22 protein-coding genes are annotated in these 21366 nt (G+C 69.6%); 10 read left to right on the forward strand and 12 right to left on the reverse strand.

Annotated elements, in window-relative coordinates:
* Positions 1-55 precede the first annotated feature (55 nt).
* On the forward strand, positions 56-1024 hold the full coding sequence (locus tag ABD798_RS30700; RefSeq protein WP_344882549.1) for a YeiH family protein: 969 nt from the start codon (positions 56-58) through the stop codon (positions 1022-1024).
* On the opposite strand, the gene ABD798_RS30705 is transcribed toward ABD798_RS30700, so the two are convergent.
* Both ABD798_RS30705 and ABD798_RS30710 read right to left on the reverse strand, forming a co-directional pair.
* A complete protein-coding gene (locus ABD798_RS30705; protein WP_344882552.1) occupies positions 1013-2860 on the reverse strand; it encodes a glycoside hydrolase family 9 protein in 1848 nt (615 codons plus the stop codon). The two genes, ABD798_RS30700 and ABD798_RS30705, sit on opposite strands and share 12 nt — an antisense overlap.
* A gap of 114 nt (positions 2861-2974) precedes the next feature.
* A complete protein-coding gene (locus tag ABD798_RS30710; protein ID WP_344882555.1) occupies positions 2975-3988 on the reverse strand; it encodes a methionine synthase in 1014 nt (337 codons plus the stop codon).
* A gap of 130 nt (positions 3989-4118) precedes the next feature.
* Between ABD798_RS30710 and ABD798_RS30715 the strand changes: the two genes are divergently transcribed.
* The gene (locus ABD798_RS30715) at positions 4119-5084 is read left to right on the forward strand and encodes a chitinase (RefSeq protein ID WP_344882558.1); all 966 of its coding nucleotides are present in this window, start codon (positions 4119-4121) and stop codon (positions 5082-5084) included.
* Between the two features lie 137 nt (positions 5085-5221).
* Positions 5222-5557 carry an ArsR/SmtB family transcription factor gene (locus ABD798_RS30720; protein WP_344883678.1) on the forward strand — a complete coding sequence of 112 codons (336 nt, stop codon included), beginning with the start codon at positions 5222-5224 and terminating at the stop codon, positions 5555-5557.
* On the opposite strand, the gene ABD798_RS30725 is transcribed toward ABD798_RS30720, so the two are convergent.
* Complete coding sequence (locus ABD798_RS30725; RefSeq protein WP_344882561.1) at positions 5499-6410, reverse strand: LysR substrate-binding domain-containing protein; 912 nt, start codon at positions 6408-6410, stop codon at positions 5499-5501. The genes ABD798_RS30720 and ABD798_RS30725 overlap by 59 nt on opposite strands.
* A 69-nt stretch (positions 6411-6479) precedes the next feature.
* Here ABD798_RS30725 and ABD798_RS30730 point away from each other — a divergent pair, with 69 nt between their 5' ends.
* Positions 6480-7358: a serine/threonine dehydratase gene (locus ABD798_RS30730; RefSeq protein WP_344882564.1), complete on the forward strand. Its 879-nt coding sequence runs from the start codon at positions 6480-6482 to the stop codon at positions 7356-7358.
* 176 nt (positions 7359-7534) lie between these two features.
* Here the strand turns inward: ABD798_RS30730 and mnmA are convergent, their stop codons facing one another.
* The 3 genes from mnmA to ABD798_RS30745 are packed head-to-tail and all read right to left on the reverse strand — an operon-like array spanning position 7535 to position 10672.
* Positions 7535-8635, reverse strand: coding sequence for a tRNA 2-thiouridine(34) synthase MnmA (gene mnmA / locus ABD798_RS30735; protein WP_344882567.1), 1101 nt, complete (start codon positions 8633-8635; stop codon positions 7535-7537).
* 4 nt (positions 8636-8639) lie between these two features.
* Entirely contained in the window at positions 8640-9821 is a 1182-nt protein-coding gene (locus tag ABD798_RS30740; RefSeq protein ID WP_344882570.1) for a cysteine desulfurase family protein, read from the reverse strand.
* The gene (locus ABD798_RS30745; protein ID WP_344882573.1) at positions 9818-10672 is read right to left on the reverse strand and encodes an NmrA/HSCARG family protein; all 855 of its coding nucleotides are present in this window, start codon (positions 10670-10672) and stop codon (positions 9818-9820) included. Before ABD798_RS30745 ends, ABD798_RS30740 begins: the two co-directional genes overlap by 4 nt.
* A gap of 52 nt (positions 10673-10724) precedes the next feature.
* Here ABD798_RS30745 and ABD798_RS30750 point away from each other — a divergent pair, with 52 nt between their 5' ends.
* Positions 10725-11249: a MarR family winged helix-turn-helix transcriptional regulator gene (locus ABD798_RS30750; RefSeq protein ID WP_344882576.1), complete on the forward strand. Its 525-nt coding sequence runs from the start codon at positions 10725-10727 to the stop codon at positions 11247-11249.
* Here the strand turns inward: ABD798_RS30750 and ABD798_RS30755 are convergent.
* From ABD798_RS30755 to ABD798_RS30775, 5 genes are all read right to left on the reverse strand, one after another.
* Positions 11244-12626 (reverse strand): MFS transporter, encoded by a 1383-nt coding sequence (locus tag ABD798_RS30755; RefSeq protein ID WP_344882579.1) that lies wholly within the window; start codon positions 12624-12626, stop codon positions 11244-11246. The two genes, ABD798_RS30750 and ABD798_RS30755, sit on opposite strands and share 6 nt — an antisense overlap.
* A 118-nt stretch (positions 12627-12744) precedes the next feature.
* Positions 12745-13515: a GNAT family N-acetyltransferase gene (locus tag ABD798_RS30760; protein ID WP_344882581.1), complete on the reverse strand. Its 771-nt coding sequence runs from the start codon at positions 13513-13515 to the stop codon at positions 12745-12747.
* Between the two features lie 138 nt (positions 13516-13653).
* Positions 13654-14607 (reverse strand): electron transfer flavoprotein subunit alpha/FixB family protein, encoded by a 954-nt coding sequence (locus tag ABD798_RS30765; RefSeq protein ID WP_344882583.1) that lies wholly within the window; start codon positions 14605-14607, stop codon positions 13654-13656.
* Between the two features lie 17 nt (positions 14608-14624).
* Complete coding sequence (locus ABD798_RS30770) at positions 14625-15407, reverse strand: electron transfer flavoprotein subunit beta/FixA family protein (RefSeq protein WP_344882586.1); 783 nt, start codon at positions 15405-15407, stop codon at positions 14625-14627.
* A 160-nt stretch (positions 15408-15567) separates the two neighbouring features.
* Positions 15568-15957, reverse strand: a complete 390-nt coding sequence (locus ABD798_RS30775; RefSeq protein WP_344882589.1) for a VOC family protein — start codon at positions 15955-15957, stop codon at positions 15568-15570.
* A gap of 72 nt (positions 15958-16029) precedes the next feature.
* On the opposite strand from ABD798_RS30775, the gene ABD798_RS30780 reads away from it, so the two are divergent.
* Genes ABD798_RS30780 through ABD798_RS30790 form a run of 3 tightly spaced genes read left to right on the forward strand, consistent with a single transcriptional unit; the run spans position 16030 to position 19140 of the window.
* On the forward strand, positions 16030-16872 hold the full coding sequence (locus ABD798_RS30780; RefSeq protein WP_344882593.1) for a DegV family protein: 843 nt from the start codon (positions 16030-16032) through the stop codon (positions 16870-16872).
* Between the two features lie 25 nt (positions 16873-16897).
* Complete coding sequence (locus tag ABD798_RS30785) at positions 16898-17650, forward strand: class I SAM-dependent methyltransferase (RefSeq protein ID WP_344882596.1); 753 nt, start codon at positions 16898-16900, stop codon at positions 17648-17650.
* Positions 17647-19140, forward strand: coding sequence for a 1,4-alpha-glucan branching protein domain-containing protein (locus ABD798_RS30790; protein WP_344882599.1), 1494 nt, complete (start codon positions 17647-17649; stop codon positions 19138-19140). Before ABD798_RS30785 ends, ABD798_RS30790 begins: the two co-directional genes overlap by 4 nt.
* Here the strand turns inward: ABD798_RS30790 and ABD798_RS30795 are convergent.
* Positions 19137-19328, reverse strand: coding sequence for a hypothetical protein (locus tag ABD798_RS30795; RefSeq protein WP_344882602.1), 192 nt, complete (start codon positions 19326-19328; stop codon positions 19137-19139). The two genes, ABD798_RS30790 and ABD798_RS30795, sit on opposite strands and share 4 nt — an antisense overlap.
* A 124-nt stretch (positions 19329-19452) precedes the next feature.
* Here ABD798_RS30795 and ABD798_RS30800 point away from each other — a divergent pair, with 124 nt between their 5' ends.
* Together ABD798_RS30800 and ABD798_RS30805 are read left to right on the forward strand one after the other, a co-directional pair.
* Positions 19453-20709, forward strand: coding sequence for a glycosyltransferase family 4 protein (locus ABD798_RS30800; RefSeq protein ID WP_344882605.1), 1257 nt, complete (start codon positions 19453-19455; stop codon positions 20707-20709).
* Positions 20710-20768: 59 nt separating this feature from the next.
* The gene (locus tag ABD798_RS30805) at positions 20769-21272 is read left to right on the forward strand and encodes a hypothetical protein (RefSeq protein WP_344882608.1); all 504 of its coding nucleotides are present in this window, start codon (positions 20769-20771) and stop codon (positions 21270-21272) included.
* The last annotated feature ends 94 nt before the right edge of the window (positions 21273-21366 follow it).

Here is a 21366-nt window from a genome sequence, read left to right on the forward strand (position 1 = left end):
CCTGTTGCTGATCTCTGGGGTACCGAAGGCTCAGCGCAGGAGGCAGGGTGACAGCGTGCCCGTAGCCGTCCGCACCCACACCCCCGGCCTCATCGCCATCAGCCTCGCCGTCGTCCTCGCGCTCGCGGTGAACCGGCTGCTCCCGGCGGTGAGCCCGTTGACCGGCGCGGTGGTGCTCGGTGTCGTGGCCGGCAACCTCCCGGTGCTGCCGGAGTCGGCGAAGGCGGGCCTCAAGTGGGCGACGCGACGATTCCTGCGCGCGGGCGTCGTCCTGCTCGGCGTGCAGCTGTCGGTGGCGCAGGTCCTCCAGCTCGGCGGCGGGATGCTGCTCGTGGTGCTGGTGACGGTCGTGGTGACGTTCTTCGGAACGGTGCTGCTCGGCCGGCTGCTCGGCTTGCCGCGCGGGCTGACGTTGATGGTCAGCACGGGTTTCTCGATCTGCGGCGCGTCCGCGGTCGCCGCCGTCGAGGGCATCGTGGAGCGCGAGGAGTCGGAGGTCGCCACCGCGATCGGCCTGGTCACGCTGTTCGGCAGCATCTCCATGCTGGTGCTGCCGCTGCTCGCCAACGGCGTCGAGCTGGGCGCGTGGGCGGGCGCGAGCGTGCACGAGGTCGCTCAGGTCGTCGCAGCGGCCTCGCCCGCAGGTGCCGCCGCCGTGGCCGCCGCGGTCGTGGTGAAGCTCAGCCGGGTGGTGCTGCTGGCCCCGCTCGCGGCCGGGCTGAGCATCGTGGAGCGGCGCAGGCGTCCTGCCGTCGAGGGCAAGCGCCCGCCGCTGATTCCGTTGTTCGTACTGGGTTTCCTCGCGATGGTGGCGTTGCGCAGCACCTCGGTGTTCCCCGAGGCGTGGGTGCCGACGACGAAGGACATCACCGGATTGTTGTTGGCAGGCGCGCTCTTCGGGCTCGGAACGGGTGTGCAGCTTCGATCCCTGGCCGGGACCGGCCCGAAGGCACTGGTCCTCGGCCTGGGATCGACGGTGCTGGTGACCGTGGTCGCCTACACCGGAGTGCTGCTAGCGCAGTGACGTCAGGCCGAAGGTGAGCATCGCCGTCGAGGTGAAGTCGATCGCCGTCTCCGACGTGGCCCACGACCTGGTGTCGTCGAGGAACTCCGAGCCCGCGCCGTCGAAGGCCTTCATGTCCCGCTGACACGGCCGCATGTCACCGAAATCCCCGAGGTCGCCGAGCAACCCGGCCTTGTTCGGGCCGTTGATCACCGCGCCCACCAGCACCTTCTTGCCGCCGTTGAGATCGCCCTGGATGTTGGCGACCTGGTGGTGGATGCAGCGCGAGAAGTCCCCCGCGCCGACGACGAGCGACACTCCCCACGCGTTGGTGCCGAGCGCGAAACCGCGCTGCCGCGTACCGAAGGCGTCGAACGAGCGGTCTCCGGTGAGCGAGCGGTAGAGCTGCGCGGTGGAGGCGAACCCGAAGCTGCGCGGAGCCGCGTCGAAGCTGGTGACGCTGGCCGCCGTGCGGAACGGGCTCTTCGCCGCACTGTCCACACCGGACTGGAGCTGCTTCTTCAAGTGCTCGGTCAGATCCCGCTCAGTGACCTCGGCCTTGCGCACAGAACCGTTGCGCAGCAGGCGAACCAGGGACGCGTGAGCCAGCGCGCTGGTGTTGTACAGGTTGAGCGTGTCGGTCTCGCCGCTGTCGATGTAGCGCTTGGCCCACTTCGTCGCGGCCGTCGCCCACTCCCCCGCACGCGGGTCCTTGAGCACACGCCCAGCCGCCGCGAGTTCGGCCGCGCCCAGCTCCATGTCGTCCATCCAGGAGCTCTCCGGGTAGAACGCCCTCGGCAGCGCGGTCACGAGCTTGTCGGGATCGACGTTCTCCGTCTGCGCGTTCGCCAGGATCGAGGCCGCCTCGTCGAGGTACTTCTTGGCCAGCAAGGGGTTCTGGCGCGCGTTGTACTGCGCTCCGAGCGCGAAGGACGCCGCGACCCGGCCCGCCAGGTTGGGGCTGATCGGCGCGGTGATCCGGAAGACCGGGCGGTGCTTGACGTAGTACTTCTCATCGCCCGGCTTGACGTTGAGCGCGTCGTCGTCCTGGGGCAGCCGCCACACGTCGTGGTCGCCCTTGAAGCCGAGGTCCTCGTTGCCCGGCCCGATGCCGACCTGGATGTAGAGGGTCTTGCTCGCGGAGTCCCACGCCTTGTCGAGCCACTTCAGCCCGTGGTTGATCTCCGCGTTCAGCCCCGCGTGCGGCTTCTTCAGCTCGCGCTGGAGGTACTGGAGGCTGGCCAGCGAGTACGAGGTGGCGTGGGTGAACTTGAGGAAGTCGCCCGCGTCGAACCAGCCGCCTTCCACGTCCACCGGCCCACCGATCGGCTTGAGCACGGTGGTCGGGCGGTCCTGGTCGTCGAACTCCGGCGTCTCGTAGACCGTGGCCTTGCGGTCGGCGAGGTGGGAGGGCTTGCGGTCGAAGGAGCCTGGAACGACGTCCGCACCGTCGCGCTGCGTCTGGAAGAACTCCACCGTCTTGTCGATCCACGGCCGGAACACGTCCTCGGCCGCGCCGATCGTGAACTCCGGCGAGGTGACGCCGCCGACGCGCACGCGGTAGCGGCCGGGCTTGTCGACCGCCGAGAGGTCCAGCGGCCGCACAGAGGTGAAGCGCTGGTTCCAGCCGCCGAGGCTCGCGCCCGCCTTCCCCCGCAGCACGGAGGAGCCCTTCTGGTTGAGCACGTCGAAGGAGGCGTTCCCGTTGGCACCGCTGAGGAAGTAAGCGGTCTTGCTCTCACCGACCGCGTAGCCGATCCCGTCGACGCGGACGTGGCCGTCCAGGGGCGCGGCCGTCGCCGGACTGGCGGTGACGACGAGCGCGGCGACGACGGCTATGGCTTGGGCACGACGCACAGACCCTCCGTTCCGGGGCTGGCGGCGGGAGCCCAATAGTTAAGGTTGTTGCCTATTGGGCGCCAATCCTCCCCCCGGCTTCCGTCTCGCGTCAATGCGTGCCGGAAGCCGATTTCACCAGCGCTCAGGCGGCTCCACGAAGGCCTTCGCCACGTCGTTGACCAGCGCCAGCGCGCGCCGAGCCCACTGCGGCGTCGCCCCGGCCAGCCCGCACGCGGGCGTCGGCACGGCCAGCTCGCTCAGCCGGGCGCGGTCGAATCCCAGGCGGTCAGCGAGCGTGAACGCGGGCATCGTGGCCTCGCGCAACGACACGGGCTTGCCGGGATCGACGCCCGGCACCACGCCGAGCCACAGCGGAACGCCCTCCTGCCAGGCTTCGCCGAGTTCGTCCAGCAGCTCTTTTCCGCTCAGTAGAGCAACATCCAGAGCGATCGCGCTCGCACCGGCCCGCCGCAGCAACGACACCGGCGGCTTGTCGGCGCAGCAGTGCACCACCACGGGAGCGCCAACGGAAGTGATCACGTTGCGCAGCAAGGCTTCCGCCTCCGGCGCGTGCACCGTCGCGACGTTGCCGTAGCCCGAGGGCGTCGGCAGCGACCCGGCGAGCACGGACGGCAGCATCGGCTCGTCGAGCTGGACGATGACCTTGGCGCCGGTGCGCGCGGAGACCTCGGCGACGTGCTGGGCCAAGCCCTCCGCCAGCGAATCACCGAACTCGCGCAGCGCGCCGTGGTCGGTCATCACCCGGTGCCCGCGCTGGAGTTCGATCATCGAGGCCAGCGTCCACGGGCCCGCGGCCTGGACCTTGAAGAACTCCGGACGCACGCCGTCGAGCACTTCCTCCATCGCGTCCATGTCACCGCGCAGCTGGTCGACACAGCGGCGGTGATCGCGGCCGGGGCGGGCGGTCACGCGATAGCCGGACGGCACGACCTCCACCGCCAGGTCCACCAGGAGCCCGGCGGTCCGGCCGATCAGGTCCGCGCCGACACCGCGCGCGGGCAGCTCCGGCAGGTGCGGAAGCGCGGGCAGCTCACCGGCGACGACACGAGCGGCTTCGAGCGGGTGGAGCCCGGGCATGGAGCCGATTCCGGTCGCTGTTCCGGCTGGCAGGAGCGGTTGTGTCACCCGCTCTGCCTATCACCCCGGCACGGTCGGCCGATACGGAGGTTGTGGTCTAGACCTATTGACGAAGTGGTCCAGGCCACTTACGGTCGAGGAGCCCGGCCGCCGCCAGCACCCGTTGGGAGGCGTTGTCGTGGTCAGAACCCTGCTCGCCGTGCTCATCGCCCTGGTCGGCCTCGTCCAACCCGCGTCCGCAGCTGTATCAACGCTCGATCCCGCAAGCGGATCTTCGGCAGCTCCCATCCGGTACGCGCCCTACATCGACATCACGATGGAGCGGCCAACGCTGCCCGAAGTGGCGCGGGCGACCGGCGTCAAGCACTTCACCCTCGCCTTCGCGCTCGGCAGCCACGCGGGCTGCGACCCCAAGTGGGGCGGCACGATCGACCTCACCGAGCCTCGCATCATCAACCAGATCCGCGAGCTGAAGGCCATGGGCGGCGACGTCGTCATCGCGACCGGCGGCGCGCTCGGCCCGTACCTGGAACACGTGTGCGGCACCGCGTCCGCGCTCGCCGGCGCCTACCGCAAGATCCTCGACGCGACCGGCGCGACGCACATCGACGTCGACGTGGAGGCCGCGATCCCGGCCGACACCGTCAACCAGGCGCTCGCCACGGTCCAGCGCGAGCGCGGCACCTCTGTCGGCTACACCCTGCGCGTGCAGGGCCAGGACTACGGCGTCGACCCGTTCTCCTTGCAGATCCTGCAAAGCGCGGCTCGCCACAACGTCGACGTGCTGGTCAACCCGATGCTGATGAACTTCGGCTACACCGGGGACTGGGGCGACGCGATGATCTCCGCCTCGCAAGCCGTGCTGCGGCAGATGAAAACGGTGTGGCCGAACAAGTCCGACGCGCAGCTGCGCGCCAAGCTCGGCGTCACGCCGATGATCGGCCGCAACGACACCGGCATGACCACCACCCAGGCCCACGCTCGCAAACTCCTCGACTGGGCCCGGTCGAACTCCATCGGCTTCATCGGCTTCTGGTCGATCGGCCGCGACAACGGCTCCTGCGCCGGCGGCGGGGTCTCCCCGACGTGCAGCGGGATCGCCCAGTCGCAGTGGGAGTTCACGACCATCTTCAAGGGGTTCTGAGACTGGGGGCCGCCCTCGTGACGCGCCCCGTGGCGGGGGCGGCCCTCGACCATCTTTTCGTGCGCATTCCTGCGAAGGCATGCAGGTACGCACATGGCTAAGCTGCTGCGGTGCAGACCGGCGACCCGGACTTCCTCATGCCAGCCGACCACGACGTCCGAGCGGCGACCGAGGCGTTCCGCCTCCTGGCTGACCCGACCAGGATCAAGATCCTCTGGGCGCTGTACCAGGGTGAGTCCTCCGTCGCCGGGCTCGCCGACCTCGTCGGCACGACCCCGACGGCGGTGAGCCAGCACCTCGCCAAGCTCCGCCTCGCCCGGCTGGTCCGCGGCAGGCGCGAGGGCACCTTCGTCTACTACTCAGCGCACGACCAGCACGTCCGCAGGCTGCTCGCCGAGGCGCTGGGCGAGCGGGTCAGCGCGGCCAGCGAACGGATTCCGACACCGTTCGCAGGAGCTCCACAACCTCGCTGACCAGGGCAGACGGCCGCCGCCGGAGGACCACGTACACCCGCCGCACCGGCCGCGCGTCGGCCAGCACCCTGGCCACCACGCGCGTGGTGTCGGCCTCCGCGAACACGCTCGCGGGCAGCAGCGCCATGCCGAGGCCCGCCCGCAGCAGGGCCAGCGTGACCTCGTAGTTGTGCGTCTCGAAGGCGACCTTCACGTCCGTGCCGCCGCGCCGTGCCAAGCGCTCCAACGTGATCAGGTCCGCGATGCCGGGGCCGCCGCAGATCCACTCCTGCCCGCCGAGGTCGGCCAGCGCCACGCGCTCGGCCCTGGCCAGCGGGTGCGCGGCGGGCATGGCGATCAGCAGTGGGTCGTCCAGCAGCAGCAACCGTTGCAGCCCATCGGCTTTCGGCAGCACGACACCCGGGTAGCGGTGGGTGATCAGCAGGTCCAGCTCGCGCGAGGCCACCAGCCCGTAGCCCGAGGGCGGTTCGAGGTCGACCAGCGACAGCTGCACTCCGGGGTGTCTGCTCCGGAACTCGCCGAGCGCGCCCGGGACCAGGAGCTGGCCCGCCGTGGGGAACGCGCCGATCGACAGGCGCTCCGGCTCCTCGCCGAGCAGCGCGCGCACCGCCTCGTCGGCCGCCCGCAGTTCGCCGAGCACGCGTTCTCCGTGCTCCACAAGGACTCGACCGGCCGCCGTGAGCTTCACGCCGCCGGGACCGCGATCGAGCAGCCGGGCGCCGACCTCGCGTTCGAGCTTGCTCAGCTGCTGGGACAACGCGGACGGGGTGAAGGCCATTCGTGTTGCTGCCGCGGCGATCGATCCGGCGTGCGCGACCTCCACGAGCACCCGCAACCGCCCCGCGTCGACCATTAGCGCTCCTTAACTCGGCTCAGGAGACTTAACTTTCCGAGAGGGCGTGCTCGGCCGCAAGCTGGAGTCATGCCTTCCCCCTCCGCCGCGCGCATCGCCCCCTACGTCAGGCGCACTCCGTTGCTGCGCTTGACGATCGACGGACGCCCGCTCGTGCTGAAGCTGGAGCACTTGCAGCTCACCGGCTCCTTCAAGCTGCGCGGAGCCATCAACGCGCTGCTTTCCGGCCCGCGCCCCGACCTCGCCGTCACCGCCTCCGGCGGCAACCACGGCATGGGCGTTGCCACTGCGGCACAACACCTCGGCATCCCCGCGCGCGTGCACGTCCCCTCCACCGCGCCCGAATCCAAGCTCCGCCGCGTCCGCGCTCTCGGCGCCGAGGTGGTCCTGCACGCGGGCGGCTACGCCGCTGCTCTGGCCACCGCGCTCAAAGAGGGCGAGAAGCCCGGAGTGCGCTTCGTGCACGCCTACGACGACCCCGACGTCGTCGCGGGTCAGAGCACCGTCGGCGAGGAGATCATCGAGGACGCCCCCGACGTTGACTCCGTCGTCGTCGCCGTTGGCGGAGGCGGCTTGATCACCGGCATCGCCTCAGTCATCGGCCCCCGAACCGTGGTCGCCGTAGAACCCACCACTTGCTCCTGCTTCAACACCGCCCTCGCAGCAGGCCGCCCCGTCGACTCCACAGTGGACTCCGTGGCCGCGTCAGCCCTGGGCGCCGTCCGCGTGGGCACCCTCGCTTTTGAGGCGTTGCACAAGCGCGCACTCTCACTCCTAGTCACCGACGAGGAAATTCTCTCCGCCCGTGACCGCCTCTGGGAGGAATGCCGTCTAGCCGTAGAGCCCGCCGCCGCGGTCCCCTTCGCCGCATGGCTGGCCGGAGCCGTCCCAGGAGCACTGCCGTGCGTGGTCCTCTGTGGAGCCAACTCCGATTGGTCCCCCGCCTAACCCCTGTCCTGCAAGTCATCAGGTTCACCGGTCTTCAAGACCACCCAACCCCCACCCCCACCGTCTCCAACGACAGCAAACCCCGCAAGACCGCAGGGTTTGAGGCGGTTAGCACGGGCCCGGTTTAGTCGGCGCGCCAACCACTTCGCCCGCTCGCGCACCACTTCCATCGGCGGTTACAGGGGGCGGGCGGCGGTGGCGGTGATGGTGGCGGCGCCCAGGACCAGGTCGCCGGACGGGGAGGGCTCGTAGAGCACCACGGTCTGGCCAGGGGCCACGCCGCGCAGAGGCTCGCCGAGGCTGAGGGTCAGGGAGTCGCCGGACACCTCGGCCAACGCGGGCGCGAGGCCGCCGTGCGCGCGGACCTGCACGACGCACTCGGTCGGCTCGGTCAGCGGACGACCGGAAGGCCACGTCACGCGCGAGCCGGTGATCGAAGCGACCTCAAGGCGCTCGGCGGAACCGACGCGCACCGTGCCCGAGACCGGCTCCAGGGCGAGCACATAGCGGGGGCGGCCGTCCGGCGCCGGAGTGTCGATGCCGAGGCCGTGCCGCTGGCCGATGGTGAAGCCGTGCACGCCCGCGTGCTCGCCGAGCACCGCGCCGGTGGCGTCGTCGACGAGCTGACCGGGCCGCTCGCCGATCTTGGAGCGAAGGAATCCCCTGGTGTCACCGTCGGGGATGAAGCAGATGTCGTGGCTGTCGGGCTTCTCCGCGACGGACAGCCCGCGCTCGGCCGCCTCCTCGCGCACGGCGGGCTTGGTCGAGCCGCCGAGCGGGAACATCGAGTGCCGCAGCTGCTCCTCGGTGAGCGTGGCCAGCACGTAGGACTGGTCCTTGTCGCCGTCGGCGCTGCGCCGCAGCTCCGGCGCTCCGTCCACAGTGGACAGCCGCGCGTAGTGGCCGGTGCACACCGCGTCGAAGCCCAGCGCGATCGCCTTGTCCAGCAGCGCGGCGAACTTGATCTTCTCGTTGCAGCGCATGCACGGGTTGGGGGTGCGCCCGGCCGAGTACTCCGCGACGAAGTCGTCGACGACCTCCTCGGTGAAGCGCTCGGCGAGGTCCCATACGTAGAACGGGATGCCGAGCACGTCGGCGGCGCGGCGCGCGTCGTGGGAGTCCTCGATCGTGCAGCAGCCGCGCGAGCCGGTGCGCAGCGTGCCCGGTTTCGCCGACAGCGCCAGGTGCACGCCGGTCACGTCGTGGCCCTCGGCCACCGCCCGCGCCGCCGCGACCGCGGAGTCCACCCCGCCGCTCATCGCCGCCAGTACTCGCATCAGTTCACGCCCTCACACCGATCCTGCGCCGTCCGGCGCCCCGCAGCTGTTCCACCGCCGGACCGATCGCGGCCACCACAGCGGCAACGTCCTCGGCCGTCGAGGTATGCCCGAGGGAGAACCGCAGCGATCCACGCGCCGCCGCCCGGTCAGCCCCCATGGCCAGCAGCACGTGGCTCGGCTGCGCAACGCCAGCCGTGCACGCGGAGCCGGTCGAGCACTCGATCCCTTTGCTGTCCAACAACATCAGCAGACTGTCGCCCTCGCAGCCCGGAAACGTGAAGTGCGCCGTCCCAGGCAACGTAGACGACGAATCGCCGTTGAGCACCGCGTCGGGCACAGCCTCCAGCACTCCGCGCGTCAACTCCGCGCGCAGTTCGCGCAGCCGTGCCGCTTCCCCCGGCTGTGACGCCACCACGTGTCGCACCGCCGTCGCCAGCCCGACGATCCCTGCCAGCCCGAGCGTCCCAGAGCGAACTTCGCGCTCCTGTCCGCCTCCGTGCTGCACGGGAGTGCACGCGGTGTCACGTCGCAGCAACAGCGCGCCAAACCCAACGGGGCCACCAAGCTTGTGACCTGTCAGCACCAACGCATTCGCACCACACGCCGCGAAGTCCACCGGCACCATCCCGACCGCCTGTACGGCATCGGTGTGCAGCGGGACACCGCGCGCGTGCGCCACCTCGACAAGCTCACGGATCGCGTTGACGGTGCCGACCTCGTTGTTCGCCCACATCACGCTTACAAGCGCCACAGACTCCGGATCGCGGTCGATCAGCTCAGCCAACGCTTCCGGCAGCACGCGGCCTACCGAGTCCACGGGGACCGTCTCAACTACGGCGCCCTGGTGCTCGGCAAGCCAGTCCGCGCTGTCGAGCACGGCGTGGTGCTCCACGGCCGAAACCAGCACACGGACGCGACGCGGGTCAGCGGCGCGACGGGACCAGAAGATGCCCTTCAAGGCGAGGTTGTCGCCCTCGGTTCCGCCTCCGGTGAAAATCACTTCGGAGGGGTGAGCGCCGAGCGCGGCCGCCAAGGACTCCCGGGCCTCCTCAACCGCACGGCGCGCCCTGCGACCCGAAGCGTGCAGCGACGAGGCGTTGCCCACCACGGGCAACGCCTCGGTCATCGCCGCCACGGCCTCGGGCAGCATCGGCGTGGTCGCCGCGTGATCCAGGTAAGTCATGTCCTGACCAGGGTAGCTCCCAGCCACTGGTCGAACGTGCGCCAGCCAACCTCGGGGTACTCCGCCCGAAGCGCGGCGGTGTCCACGTCGAGCCCCACGGTGTCGAAGTAGTCGAACATCGCCGCAAGGTCGTCGCCATACCCACGAGCCTCCACGCGCTCGAAAGCAACAGGGCGACCGAGAACAGCGGCGAAGGACTCGGCCTGCTCTACGGGCGTGCGCTGGTCACCGGCGATGTCAACGCGCACACCGGCAAACCGTTCCGGCTCAGCCATCGCGAGCGCAGCCATGCCCGCGATGTCAGCAGCGCAGACCAAGGCGATAGAGCGGTCGGCGGACAACGGCAGTACAAGCCGCCCCTCGCTCAACAACGAGGCTGCCCAGCCCGTGGCGTAGTTGTCCATGAACTTGGCGGGACCGAGCACTGTCCACGCAAGGCCCGCGCGCGCCAAGTACTGCTCGATCTCGTACTTGCTGTCGAAGTGCGGCACTCCGGTCCCACGGTCGGCGTGCGCGACGGAGCTGAAGACGACGTGCTGGACGTCAGCGCGGACAGCGGCGTCGATCGCGGCGACGCCCTGACGGATCTCGTTGGCGGCGTCGGTACCGAACGGCGTGCTCATCAGGAACAACGCCCGGCAGCCGCTCAGCGCCGCGTCGAGCGAGACAGGGTCGTCGAAGTCGGCACGGACGACCTCCGCGCCACGGTCGCGCAGCGCTCGCGCGGCGGACGAAGCGGGATCACGGGTGAGGGCGCGGACGGCCTGACCACGGTCCAGGAGCAGCGTGGCGAGGGCTCCGCCCTGGACGCCGGTGGCTCCCGTGACCGCGATCGGAGAAGATATTTTCATGCGAAAAGATTGCGCCCGAAAACTTAGCGGTGTCAAGCGTATGCTGGGTCACGTGAGCGGAGCCGACCAGAGCTGGCCGAAGATCGACGTGCCCGGGAACCATCCCGAGGTGCTGTCCGCGTGGCTGCACGCCCAGCAGGCGGTGGAGGCCGTCCAGGCGGCGATGACCGCGCGGATGGAGGCGGCGGGCGACTGCACGCTGCTGGAGCACCAGGCGCTCTTCCGGCTGGCGAACGCGCCCGAGCGGCGGATGTCGATGCTGCGGCTCGCCGACGCGCTCGCCACCAGCCCGAGCGGGGCCACCCGGCTGGTCGAGCGGCTGGTCCGCAGGGGCTGGGCCGCCAGGGAGCAGCCACCCGGCAACCGCAGGCAGACCGACGCCGTGCTCACCGACGCCGGTCTGCTGGCGCTCACCGAACGGACCCGCCCCGCCTACCACCGGGCGCTGACCGACTGCTTCGGCGGCATGCTCACCGAACGCGACCTCGGCGACCTCCGCCGGATCGGCCGCAAGCTGCTGGAAGGGCACGAGCGCTTCGACGAGCGCCGGTTCGCCGACGTGAGCTTCGAGCTATGACTTCACGACGTTGCGGCTGATCAGGGCTGCTCCGAGCAGCGCGAAACCGGCCATCACGAGATCGAGCGGGATGACCGCGGCGGTCGGCTGCGCCGCAGAGGCCATCGCGCCGACGAGCACTCCGCCGAGTCCGATCAGCGCCGCTGAGCCGAACATGTCGCACACCTGCGCGGCGGCCCCGTTGAAGCCGCGGTCGGCCGGCGTGGACAGCGCGAGCACGCGCACCGCGATGTTCGGCATGGCCGTCCCCATACCGAAACCGGCGACCGCCCACAGCGGGTAGATCAGCCACGCGGGCCCCCACGCGGGAGCGATCAGCACGGCCCCGGCCAGAGCCACGGCGAGCAACACGAAGCCACGGCGGATCATGACCTCGCTCTGCACGTCGCGCTGCCGCGCCTGCCACGCAGCGGCGGCGGACCACCCCAGCGAGCCCACGGTCAGCGGAACGCCCGCGAGCGTCGGCGAGTAACCGTGCACGTTGGACAGCACCAGCGGGATGTAGGCCTGCACGGCGAAGAACGAGCCAGACAGCAGACCACGCGAGAGCACGACGACAGGCAGCCCGGACTTGCCACGCAGCGTCCCGGGCGGCAACAGCCGTCGCAGCGACGGTGCGAGCAGCACAAGACCACCAAGGCCGAGGAAGAGCGACGACAGCTGCGGGTGCTCCGCAGCCCACGTCAGCGCGGAGAGACCGACAGCAGCGCACACGGCAGCCAACGGCAGCCCCTTGCGCGGCTCGTCAGGCTGCTCGGGAACCGTGTCGGGACGCGCGCGCAGCGTCTTCACCACGGGGATGAGCAGCAACCAACCGATGAGGACCAGCGGCGCCAACCCGAGGAACACCACGCGCCACGACAGCAGCTCGGTCGCGAGGCCCGCGAGCCCGGGACCGATCAGCGACGGCACCACCCACGCCGCGGACAGCGCGCCGAAGGCCGCGGGCCGGTCGCGCTCCGGGTAGACGAGGGCGACCATCACGTACAGCGCCACGATCTGCGCACCGGCTCCCGCGCCCTGGAGCACGCGGCCGATGAGCAGCACCCACATGTTGTCCGCGACACCGGCCACCACGAGCCCGGCGAAGAACAGTCCCGGCGCCACGACCAGCGACGGCACGGGGCCGAGGCGGTCGCAGACGCGGCCGGAGAGCACAGTGCCGATCACGCTCGCCGCGAGGAACGAGGTGAACGGCCACGAGTAGAGGTCCTGGCCGCCCAGCTCCGCGACGAGCGTGGGCAGCGCGGTGCCGACGCTCATCGCCTCGAAGGCGGCCAGGGTGACGAGCAGGATCAGCGCGAGCGTCGGGACACGGCGGTCAGGAGCCCAGAGGGCACTTCCGCTCTCAGCGGCAGGGGTGGTGGATGAGGACACGAGGAACAGCCTGCACCCTCCACCGCACTGGAGGTCCAGTCCTTTTCTCCCAGCGGGGTTCCACAATCTTCAAGTACAGCGAACCCCCGCCAGGACTGTCCTCAACCACCACAAACCCTCATCCGCCCAGGAAGAACCGCGTGTAGCGCTGATCCATCCTGCTCATCGACAGCAGCACGTAGAAGTCCGCGACACCGAAGTCCGCGTCGTACGCGGGCGGCCCGCACACCCACGCGCCCAGCCGCAGGTACGCGCGCAACAACGGCGGGATCTCCGCCTTACGCGTGCGCACAGCGGCCGAAGCGTCCCACGGGGTCAACGGGCGCACGCGGTAGTCCTCAGGTGCGTAGTGCTTCTGCTGCACGCGATCCCACACAGCGGCCGCCGAAGCGCCACCGTCCGCGAGCGGCACAGAAGCACACCCAGCGAGCCATTCGTGCCCTGTAAGCAACATGTAGCGCGCGAGGCCCGCCCACACGAGACCGATCACCGCGCCGGAGCGGTGGTCCGGGTGCACGCACGAACGACCTGTCTCTGCAAGGGACGCACGCAACGGAGACAACGCACGGAGGTCGAACTCGGTCTCGGAGTAGCAGCGCTCCGACCGTCCTGCTGGAAGGACACGGTAGGTGCCGACGATCTGTCCGCTTCTGTCGTCGCGAACGAGGAGGTGGTCGCAGATCTCGTCGAAGGGGTCTCTATCGATGCTCGACCCCGCAAGCGGGTCTTCGTTATCGAGGGGACCGGGCAGATTCGCACCCATCTCTCCGGCGAAGACCTGGTGCCGCAACCGCTGTGCGGCCACCACGTCATCACCGTCCCTGGCCACCAGGAGCGAGTACGTGGACCTGTGCTCTTGCGTGCTGAGCAGCACGCTGGGCTGCGCCATACGCAGGGTGTACCGATCGCGTCCGGACCCACGGATACGGCCGCACGGACCCCGGATGACAGTCCGGTGAACGACTCGTGGGGAGCCCCGGACGGACCGGAACTCCCCACGAATTGGCTCCCCATGAAACGGCCGGGCCTAGCCCTTGCGCTTGGCGACCTCTTCGGTCAGCTGCGGCGCGACCTTGAACAGGTCGCCCACGACGCCGAAGTCGGAGATCTCGAAGATCGGCGCCTCGGAGTCCTTGTTCACCGCGACGATGGTCTTCGAGGTCTGCATGCCCGCCCGGTGCTGGATGGCGCCGGAGATGCCCAGCGCGATGTACAGCTGCGGCGAGACGGTCTTGCCGGTCTGCCCGACCTGGAACTGGTGCGGGTAGTAGCCGGAGTCGACCGCGGCGCGCGAGGCGCCGACAGCACCGCCGAGCGCGTCAGCGAGCTTCTCCACGACCTCGAAGCTCTCCGCGCTGCCGACGCCACGGCCACCGGAGACGACCACGGAGGCCTCGGCCAGCTCGGGGCGGTCGCCGCCGACGACCGGCTCACGGCTGACGATCTTGGCGGGAGCGCTGGTGGAGGGGACCTCGACGGTCTCCTCGGCAGCGGCGCCGTCGACCTGCTCGGCCTCAACGGCGCCGGGGCGCACGCTGATCACCGGGACGCCGGTGGTGGACTGCGACTTCACCGTGAACGCGCCACCGAAGATGGACTGCGTGACAGAGCCGTCGGCCGCGACGTCCACGGCGTCGGTGAGCAGACCGGAGTCGATCCGCACGGCGAGCCGCCCGGCGACCTCCTTGCCCTCCAGCGTCGCCGAGACCAGAACGGCCGCGGGCGAGGCGGAGGCGACCAGCAACGCCAGCACGCCCACCTTCGGGGTGACCAGCTCGTCGGCCGCGGTGTCGGACTCGGCCACGTAGACCTTGGCCGCGCCGTGCTGGGCCAGCGACTCCTTCAGCTTGGCCGCGGTGCCGGGAGCGCCGACCACGACGGCCGAGGGCTCACCGATGCGGCGCGCGGCCGCGAGCAGCTCGAAGCTGACCTTCTTGATCTCGCCGTCGACGTGGTCGACGAGAACGAGTACCTCGGACATGTTCTCCTCGATTCCGATCAGACGAGCTTCTGGGCGATCAGGTACTCGGCGATCTTCACGCCGCCGTCACCCTCGTCGGTGACCCGCTGGCCACCGGAGCGCGGCGGCTTCGGGGCGGCCTCGACGACCTTGGAAAGGGCGTTGGCGATGCCGACCTCGCCGGCGTCGATACCGGCGTCGGCCAGCGTCAGCTTCGCGATCGGCTTCTTCTTCGCGGCCATGATGCCCTTGAAGGACGGGTACTTCGGCTCGCAGATCTTCTCGGTCACGCTGACCACCGCGGGCAGCGCGGCCTGGACGGTGGCCTTGCCCTCGTCGGTCTCGCGCTCGATGGTGACGGTGCCGCCGTCGACGGTGACCTTACTGGCGTGGGTCAGCTGGGCGATGCCGAGCAGCTCCGCGAGCATGGCCGGGATCGCGCCGGTGCGGCCGTCGGTGGCCTCGTTGCCCGCGATGACCAGATCGACGGAGTCGAGCGTGCCGATCACCTTGGCGAGGGCCTTGGCGGTCTGCACCGCGCAGGACCCGCGCAGCGCCTCGTCGGAGAGGTGCACGGCCTTGTCGGCCTCCATCGACAGCGCCTTGCGGATCGCGTCGGTGGAGCGCTCCGGGCCCATGCAGACGGCGGTGATCTCGCCGCCGAGCTCCTGCTTCAGCCGCAGGGCCTCGGTGAGCGCGCGCTCGTTGATCTCGTCGAGGATCGCGTCAGCGGCCTCGCGGTCCAGGGTGTGGTCTCCGTCGGTGAGCTTGCGCTCGGACCAGGTGTCTGGCACCTGCTTGACCAGGACGACGATGTTCATAGGTCCCCTTCGACCTCCTGACAACTCGCGGCGGGCGCGTCTGTGACGGGAATTGCTGCTGACCCTGCCATGCCGTTGCACGCACGGCACTTGTGGCCTTGCTTACGCACAGGTTACCCGTCAGTAATGTCCGAGCCACGCACACCCCGCGTGACGGTTCTCACCCCGAAGCGCGCTCCGCGGCGCTGCGCTCCACGCAGAACTCGTTGCCCTCGGGATCGGTCATCGTGACCCAGCCCAGGCCATCCGGCCGCCGCTGGTCGTCGAAGACCGCCGCACCGATCCCGACGAGCCACTCCACGTGCTCGTCCCGCGTGCGCCCCTGCGGCTGAAGATCCAGGTGCAGCCGGTTCTTGACCGCCTTGCCCTCGGGAACGCGGATGAACAGCAGCCCCGGTCCCACGCCCGGCTCCAGCAACGCCTCGGGATCGCCCGGCTCGTCGTCCTCGCTCATCGGCCAGCCGGTCGCCCTGCTCCAGAAGCTCGCCAGCGCGTACGGGTCGGCGCAGTCGACGGTGATGTGCCTGATCCGCACCAGTTCTTCGCTCATGTGTGATGAGTAGCACGGCCCTCCGACGCCCACCTCCTCATTTCGCGCCAAATCGGAGTTAGCCTCACGTTCATGAATCGGCGAGTGGCCGTGGTGACCGACTCCACCGCTTCGCTTCCCCCGGAGCTGGCGCGGCGCCTGGGCATCACAGTGGTGCAACTGCAACTCCAGGTCGGCGACACCGCCACCGACGAGGCACGAGTGCCCACGGCAGAGCTGGTCTCCGCAATGCGCGCGCGGGAGCAGATCACGACCGCCCCGCCACCGGCCGCCGCGTTCTTCTGGACCTACCAGAACGCCGCAGCGGCCGGAGTGGAAGCGGTGGTGTCGATCCACCTGTCCACCGAGCTGTCCCAGACCTGCGCAACCGCGCGCGAGGCCGCAGGGCACACGCGAGTACCGGTGCACGTCATCGACTCGCGAGCGTGCGGGATGGTCGTGGGCTTCGCGGCGATCGCGGCCGCCGAAGCGGCGATGGCGGGCGCGGGCCCGCGCGAGGTCCTCGACATCGTCAACCACAGGCTTGGCAACGCCAGCTCGCTCATCTACGTGGACACATTGGAGTTTCTGCGCCGCGGCGGCCGGATCAGCGCCGCACAGGCGGTCATCGGCTCGGCGCTGTCCATCAAGCCCCTGCTCGCGCTCAACGAAGGCCGAATCGAGCCCTTAGAGCGCGTGCGCGGTACCGAGCGCGCGATCTCCCGCTTGGCCGCGCTCGCCGCACTGCACACATCAGGTCGGCCAGTTGACGTGGCAGTTGAGCACTTCGCATCGCGCGAGCGCGCGGAAGAGCTGATCGAGCGCCTGCGCGAGGAGATCCCCCTAGGACACGAGTTCCTGCTCGCGGAGACCAGCGCGATCATCGGGGCGCATACAGGCCCCGGGGCGCTCGGCGTCAGCATCTCTCCCTGCTGACACTACTGGCCGGTAGTGTGCGTGCGTGACGCGTGAGCTTGAGCCCCTGCCGCTGACCGGCGAACGCACTGTTCCAGGTGTACTTGAAGAGAATTATTGGTTCAGACGGCACGAGATCGCGTATCTCGCCCTCCTGGAACACTGCGCGGGCGCGCGCGTGCTGGAGGCGGGCTGCGGCGAGGGCTACGGCGCACGCGTCATCGCCGACGTCGCCGACCGCGTCATCGCGCTGGACTACGACGAGCTGACCTCCGCGCACGTGGCGACGGCCTATCCCGAGGTCGTCGCGCTGCGCGGCAACCTGGCCAGCCTGCCGCTCGCTTCGTCCACAGTGGACGTCGTGGTCAACTTCCAGGTCATCGAGCACCTGTGGGACCAGCCCGGATTCCTGCGCGAGTGCCTGCGCGTGCTCCGTCCCGGCGGGCGACTGCTGATCAGCACGCCGAACCGGATCACCTTCTCCCCTGGCCGCGACACACCCCTGAATCCCTTTCACACCAGGGAACTCGCGCCGTCCGAGCTGGACTCGCTGCTCACCGAGGCGGGCTTCGTGACGGAGCGGCTGCTCGGCCTGCACCACGGCCCGCGCCTGCGTTCGCTGGAGACGGCTTATGAAGGCTCGATCATCGACGCCCAGGTGCGCGTGGTGCTCGGTGACGGCGTGTGGCCACCGGATCTGTTGCGCGACATCGGTTCCATCACGGCGTCGGACTTCGTGCTGACCGACGAAGACCTTGATGTGAGCCTTGACCTCATCGCAGTGGCGGTGCGCCCGTGAAGCTCGGATCGTTCAGCTTCGTCCTGCACAGCCACCTGCCGTGGTTGGCGCACCACGGTTCCTGGCCGGTTGGCGAGGAGTGGCTGCACCAGGCGTGGGCGCACTCGTACCTGCCGATCGTGGACATGCTGCGTCGTTTCGGCGAAGAAGGGCGCAGCGACGTCCTGACGCTCGGCGTGACGCCGGTTCTGGCCGCGCAGTTGGACGACCCGTACTGCTTGCGGGAATTCCACCTGTGGCTCGGAAACTGGCAACTGCGCGCACAGCTCGCCGCAGGCCAGTGGCGCACTGCGGACCCCTTGTTGCGCTCTCTGGCCGCCGACGAGCACCAGCGCGCTGCCAAGGCGATCGAGGAGTTCGAGTCGCGGTGGCGCCACGGCTTCTCTCCCGTGCTTAGGCCGCTTGTCGACAACGGCGTGATCGAGCTGATCGGCGGCCCCGCGACGCATCCGTTCCAGCCGTTGCTTGACCCGCGCATCCGCGCCTTCGCCTTACGCACCGGCTTGGCAGACACTCAGCTCCGACTCGGCCATACACCCGAAGGCATTTGGGCTCCGGAGTGCGGCTACGAGCCAGGCATGGAAGACGGTTACGCCGCAGCTGGCGTAAAGCGGTTCCTAGTTGACGGACCGGCCTTGCACGGCAACACCGCTTTCGGCCGCACAGTGGGTTCTTCCGACGTCGTGTGCTTCGGCCGCGATCTCGAAGTCACTTATCGCGTATGGTCGCCGAAGGCCGGATATCCCGGCGATGCGGCTTATAAAGATTTCCACACCTACGATCATCCCTCTGGTCTAAAGCCGTCGCGCGTGACCGGCAAGCAGGTATCTCCAGAGGACAAGAAACCGTACGACCCTGAGTTGGCGGCACAAACGGTCCAGAAGCACGCCGAAGACTTCATCGATGTCGTAGTGCGGCGCTTGAAGTCATTGCGGGACCAGCACGGCAGACCGGCGCACGTTGTCGCCGCGTACGACACGGAGCTTTACGGTCACTGGTGGCACGAAGGCCCCGCGTGGCTTGAGGCCGTTCTACGGGGTCTGCCGGAAGCCGGTGTGCACGTGACGACCCTGCGCGGCGCTACGGAAGCAGGGCTCGTCAGTGGTCCGGTGGATCTGCCAGCCTCTTCATGGGGCTCCGGAAAGGACTGGCGCGTCTGGGACGGCGAAAAGGTCGCCGATCTCGTGTCGTCCGGCGCTGAACTCCAAAAGAAGCTTCTGGCCACGGTCGCGCCCGGAAGCGTCCGCAGTGCCGCTCAGGACCAGCTCGTGCGTGAAGCACTGCTCGCGTTGTCGAGCGACTGGGCGTTCATGGTGACCAAGGACTCCGCAGCCGACTACGCGCGCCATCGCGCGCACGTGCACACCGAGCGCTTCGACGAACTGGCACGGCTCATCGGCTACGGAGACGCATTGAAGGCCGAAGAACTGGCTGCGCGCCTACGACAGCAGGACGGTCCGTTCGGCCATCTCGACGCCAGAGCGCTCTAGGAGTCCGACGTTGGCACGATCATGGAGGACTCCGGCCGCACAAAACCAGGCTCGATCTTCGCCCGGTGGCCTTCAGGGTCGAGAGGGCTGGGCCTCAGCTCACCTCGGGTCTTCTTGGCCTTGCGGTCGAGAAAAGCTGCGACGAGCAATCCGACAACGACGATGCCGAGCAGAACGTAGAACCACATGGCGGCGGCCTCCAAGGACTGGTGGTACGCGGACGTTACCCCCGAGTACCGGGCTGACGCACATTCGAGAACCGCATGTGCCACCGCGCGGGAGCACCGCGCCGACCTGTCAGGATGTCTGAACATGCGCGTACTGATGTTGTCCTGGGAATACCCGCCCGTGGTGGTCGGCGGGCTGGGCAGACACGTCCACGCGCTGGCGCGGCAGCTCGCCGCACAGGGGCACGAGGTGGTCGTGCTGTGCCGCCAGCCCTTCGGTACCGATGCGGAGACCCACCCCACCTCCGACCAGATCGCCGACGGCGTGCGCCTGGTGAGGGTGGCAGAGGACCCGCCGCACCTGAGCTTCGAACAGGACCTGGTCGCCTGGACGCTGGGCATCGGGCACGCGATGACCAGGGCGGGGCTGCGGCTTTTCGCCGAGTGGCGGCCCGAGGTGGTGCACGCCCACGACTGGCTCGTCACGCACGCGGCGGTGACGCTGGCCGAGGTCGCGGGCGCCCCGCTGATCGCGACGGTGCACGCCACCGAGGCGGGCCGCTACAACGGCTGGCTCTCCCAGCCGCTGAACCAGCAGATCCATTCCGTGGAGTGGTGGCTGGCCAACAGCGCGGATTCGGTGATCACTTGCTCCGCCGCGATGCGCGACGAGGCCGCGGCGCTGTTCGACATCGATCCGGACGCGGTCACGGTGCTGCACAACGGCATCGAGCCGCGCGGCTGGCGCGTCCGGCCCTCCGACATCGAGGCGGCGAAGCGGCGCTTCTCCCCAGACGGCACCCCGTTCCTGCTGTTCTTCGGGCGGTTGGAGTGGGAGAAGGGCGTGCACGACCTGCTGGCCGCGCTGCCCAGGATCCGGCGCAGTCATCCCGGTACGCGCGCGGTGATCGCGGGCAAGGGGACCGGGGCGGACTGGCTCGTCGAGCAGGCGCGCAAGCACCGCGTGCTGCGCTCGGTGGAGTTCGTCGGCCACCTCTCCGACCGGGACCTCGCCGCGTCCCTGGCCGCCGCCGACGCGGTGGTGCTGCCCAGCCGGTACGAGCCCTTCGGCATCGTCGCGCTGGAGGCCGCCGCTGCCGGGGCTCCGCTCGTCGCGTCGACTGCGGGGGGTTTGGGTGAGGTTGTACTCGATGGTGTGACTGGATTGTCGTTCCCGCCCGGTGACATCGACGTTCTGGCCGCCGGGGTGCGGGCCGTTCTTGATGATCCCGCTGCCGCTCGGCGACGGGCCAAGGCTGCCAAGGCCCGGTTGAGCAGCGATTTCGATTGGGCGAAGATCGCTTTGGGGACCGCTGCGGTGTACGCGGGGGCTCGGCGGGGGCCCGAGAAGGTGCTGGGTCGGCCGAAAATCGCTTCAGGTAACGCTTTCGGGCGACACTGAGGTCTGGCGGTCGGCCTTGGTGGAACTGAGTGCGGCGGCGGTGTGCCTACCGTCGGGCCATGGCTATTTCATTGGATTACCAAGGCGATGTGCAGGCCGGTGACTGCACCTTCGCGGTCCGCGCTCGGATCGGCGATGGCGAGCACGTCGCGATCGAACTGTCCGGAACCGACCTCGACGGCGACTCCATCGCCACGGGCGAGCTGGTGCTCCCCGCGCACGGGCTCGTCCCCTGCGGGCAGCTGCTGTCCGAGGTGATGGAGGCGCTGTCCCGACTGCACGACCCGCGCAAGAACCGAAAACGCGGCGCGCGGGCGGCGACGAACGCCAACGCCCCGTGGGCCGCCGAGCTGGACGTCCAGCTCCGGGAGCACTGGCTGGCCGACGGCGTGGACCCGACCGCGGGCACGGTGGTGATCAGCGAGCTGTCCGAGCTCTTCGGCCGCTCCCGCTCGTCGATCCGCGCCCGCCTCGTGAAGGTCGGCTGCGACCCGGACGTTCCGGGCCGCCGCCTGTCCTCCACCCCCGCGATGTCCACTGTGGACAGTGGCGTCGGTACCTAACTCGCACTCGGACAACGCCACGGTGTCAGCTGATTCCGCCGCCGCACCACGTCGACGGCACACCCACGACCGCATCGAACCGCTGAGCAGCGCG

Source organism: Allokutzneria multivorans (assembly GCF_039537405.1).
Lineage (GTDB): Bacteria > Actinomycetota > Actinomycetes > Mycobacteriales > Pseudonocardiaceae > Allokutzneria > Allokutzneria multivorans.

What these genes read in the sequence shown, in the direction of transcription:
- ABD798_RS30720 (WP_344883678.1), top strand. Translation starts at nt 5,222, where the DNA reads ATGCCAGCCGACCACGACGTCCGAGCGGCGACCGAGGCGTTCCGCCTC.
- ABD798_RS30725 (WP_344882561.1), bottom strand. Translation starts at nt 6,410, where the DNA reads ATGGTCGACGCGGGGCGGTTGCGGGTGCTCGTGGAGGTCGCGCACGCC.
- ABD798_RS30730 (WP_344882564.1), top strand. Translation starts at nt 6,480, where the DNA reads ATGCCTTCCCCCTCCGCCGCGCGCATCGCCCCCTACGTCAGGCGCACT.
- mnmA (WP_344882567.1), bottom strand. Translation starts at nt 8,635, where the DNA reads ATGCGAGTACTGGCGGCGATGAGCGGCGGGGTGGACTCCGCGGTCGCG.
- ABD798_RS30740 (WP_344882570.1), bottom strand. Translation starts at nt 9,821, where the DNA reads ATGACTTACCTGGATCACGCGGCGACCACGCCGATGCTGCCCGAGGCC.
- ABD798_RS30745 (WP_344882573.1), bottom strand. Translation starts at nt 10,672, where the DNA reads ATGAAAATATCTTCTCCGATCGCGGTCACGGGAGCCACCGGCGTCCAG.
- ABD798_RS30760 (WP_344882581.1), bottom strand. Translation starts at nt 13,515, where the DNA reads ATGGCGCAGCCCAGCGTGCTGCTCAGCACGCAAGAGCACAGGTCCACG.
- ABD798_RS30765 (WP_344882583.1), bottom strand. Translation starts at nt 14,607, where the DNA reads ATGTCCGAGGTACTCGTTCTCGTCGACCACGTCGACGGCGAGATCAAG.
- ABD798_RS30770 (WP_344882586.1), bottom strand. Translation starts at nt 15,407, where the DNA reads ATGAACATCGTCGTCCTGGTCAAGCAGGTGCCAGACACCTGGTCCGAG.
- ABD798_RS30775 (WP_344882589.1), bottom strand. Translation starts at nt 15,957, where the DNA reads ATGAGCGAAGAACTGGTGCGGATCAGGCACATCACCGTCGACTGCGCC.
- ABD798_RS30780 (WP_344882593.1), top strand. Translation starts at nt 16,030, where the DNA reads ATGAATCGGCGAGTGGCCGTGGTGACCGACTCCACCGCTTCGCTTCCC.
- ABD798_RS30795 (WP_344882602.1), bottom strand. Translation starts at nt 19,328, where the DNA reads ATGTGGTTCTACGTTCTGCTCGGCATCGTCGTTGTCGGATTGCTCGTC.
- ABD798_RS30800 (WP_344882605.1), top strand. Translation starts at nt 19,453, where the DNA reads ATGCGCGTACTGATGTTGTCCTGGGAATACCCGCCCGTGGTGGTCGGC.
- ABD798_RS30805 (WP_344882608.1), top strand. Translation starts at nt 20,769, where the DNA reads ATGGCTATTTCATTGGATTACCAAGGCGATGTGCAGGCCGGTGACTGC.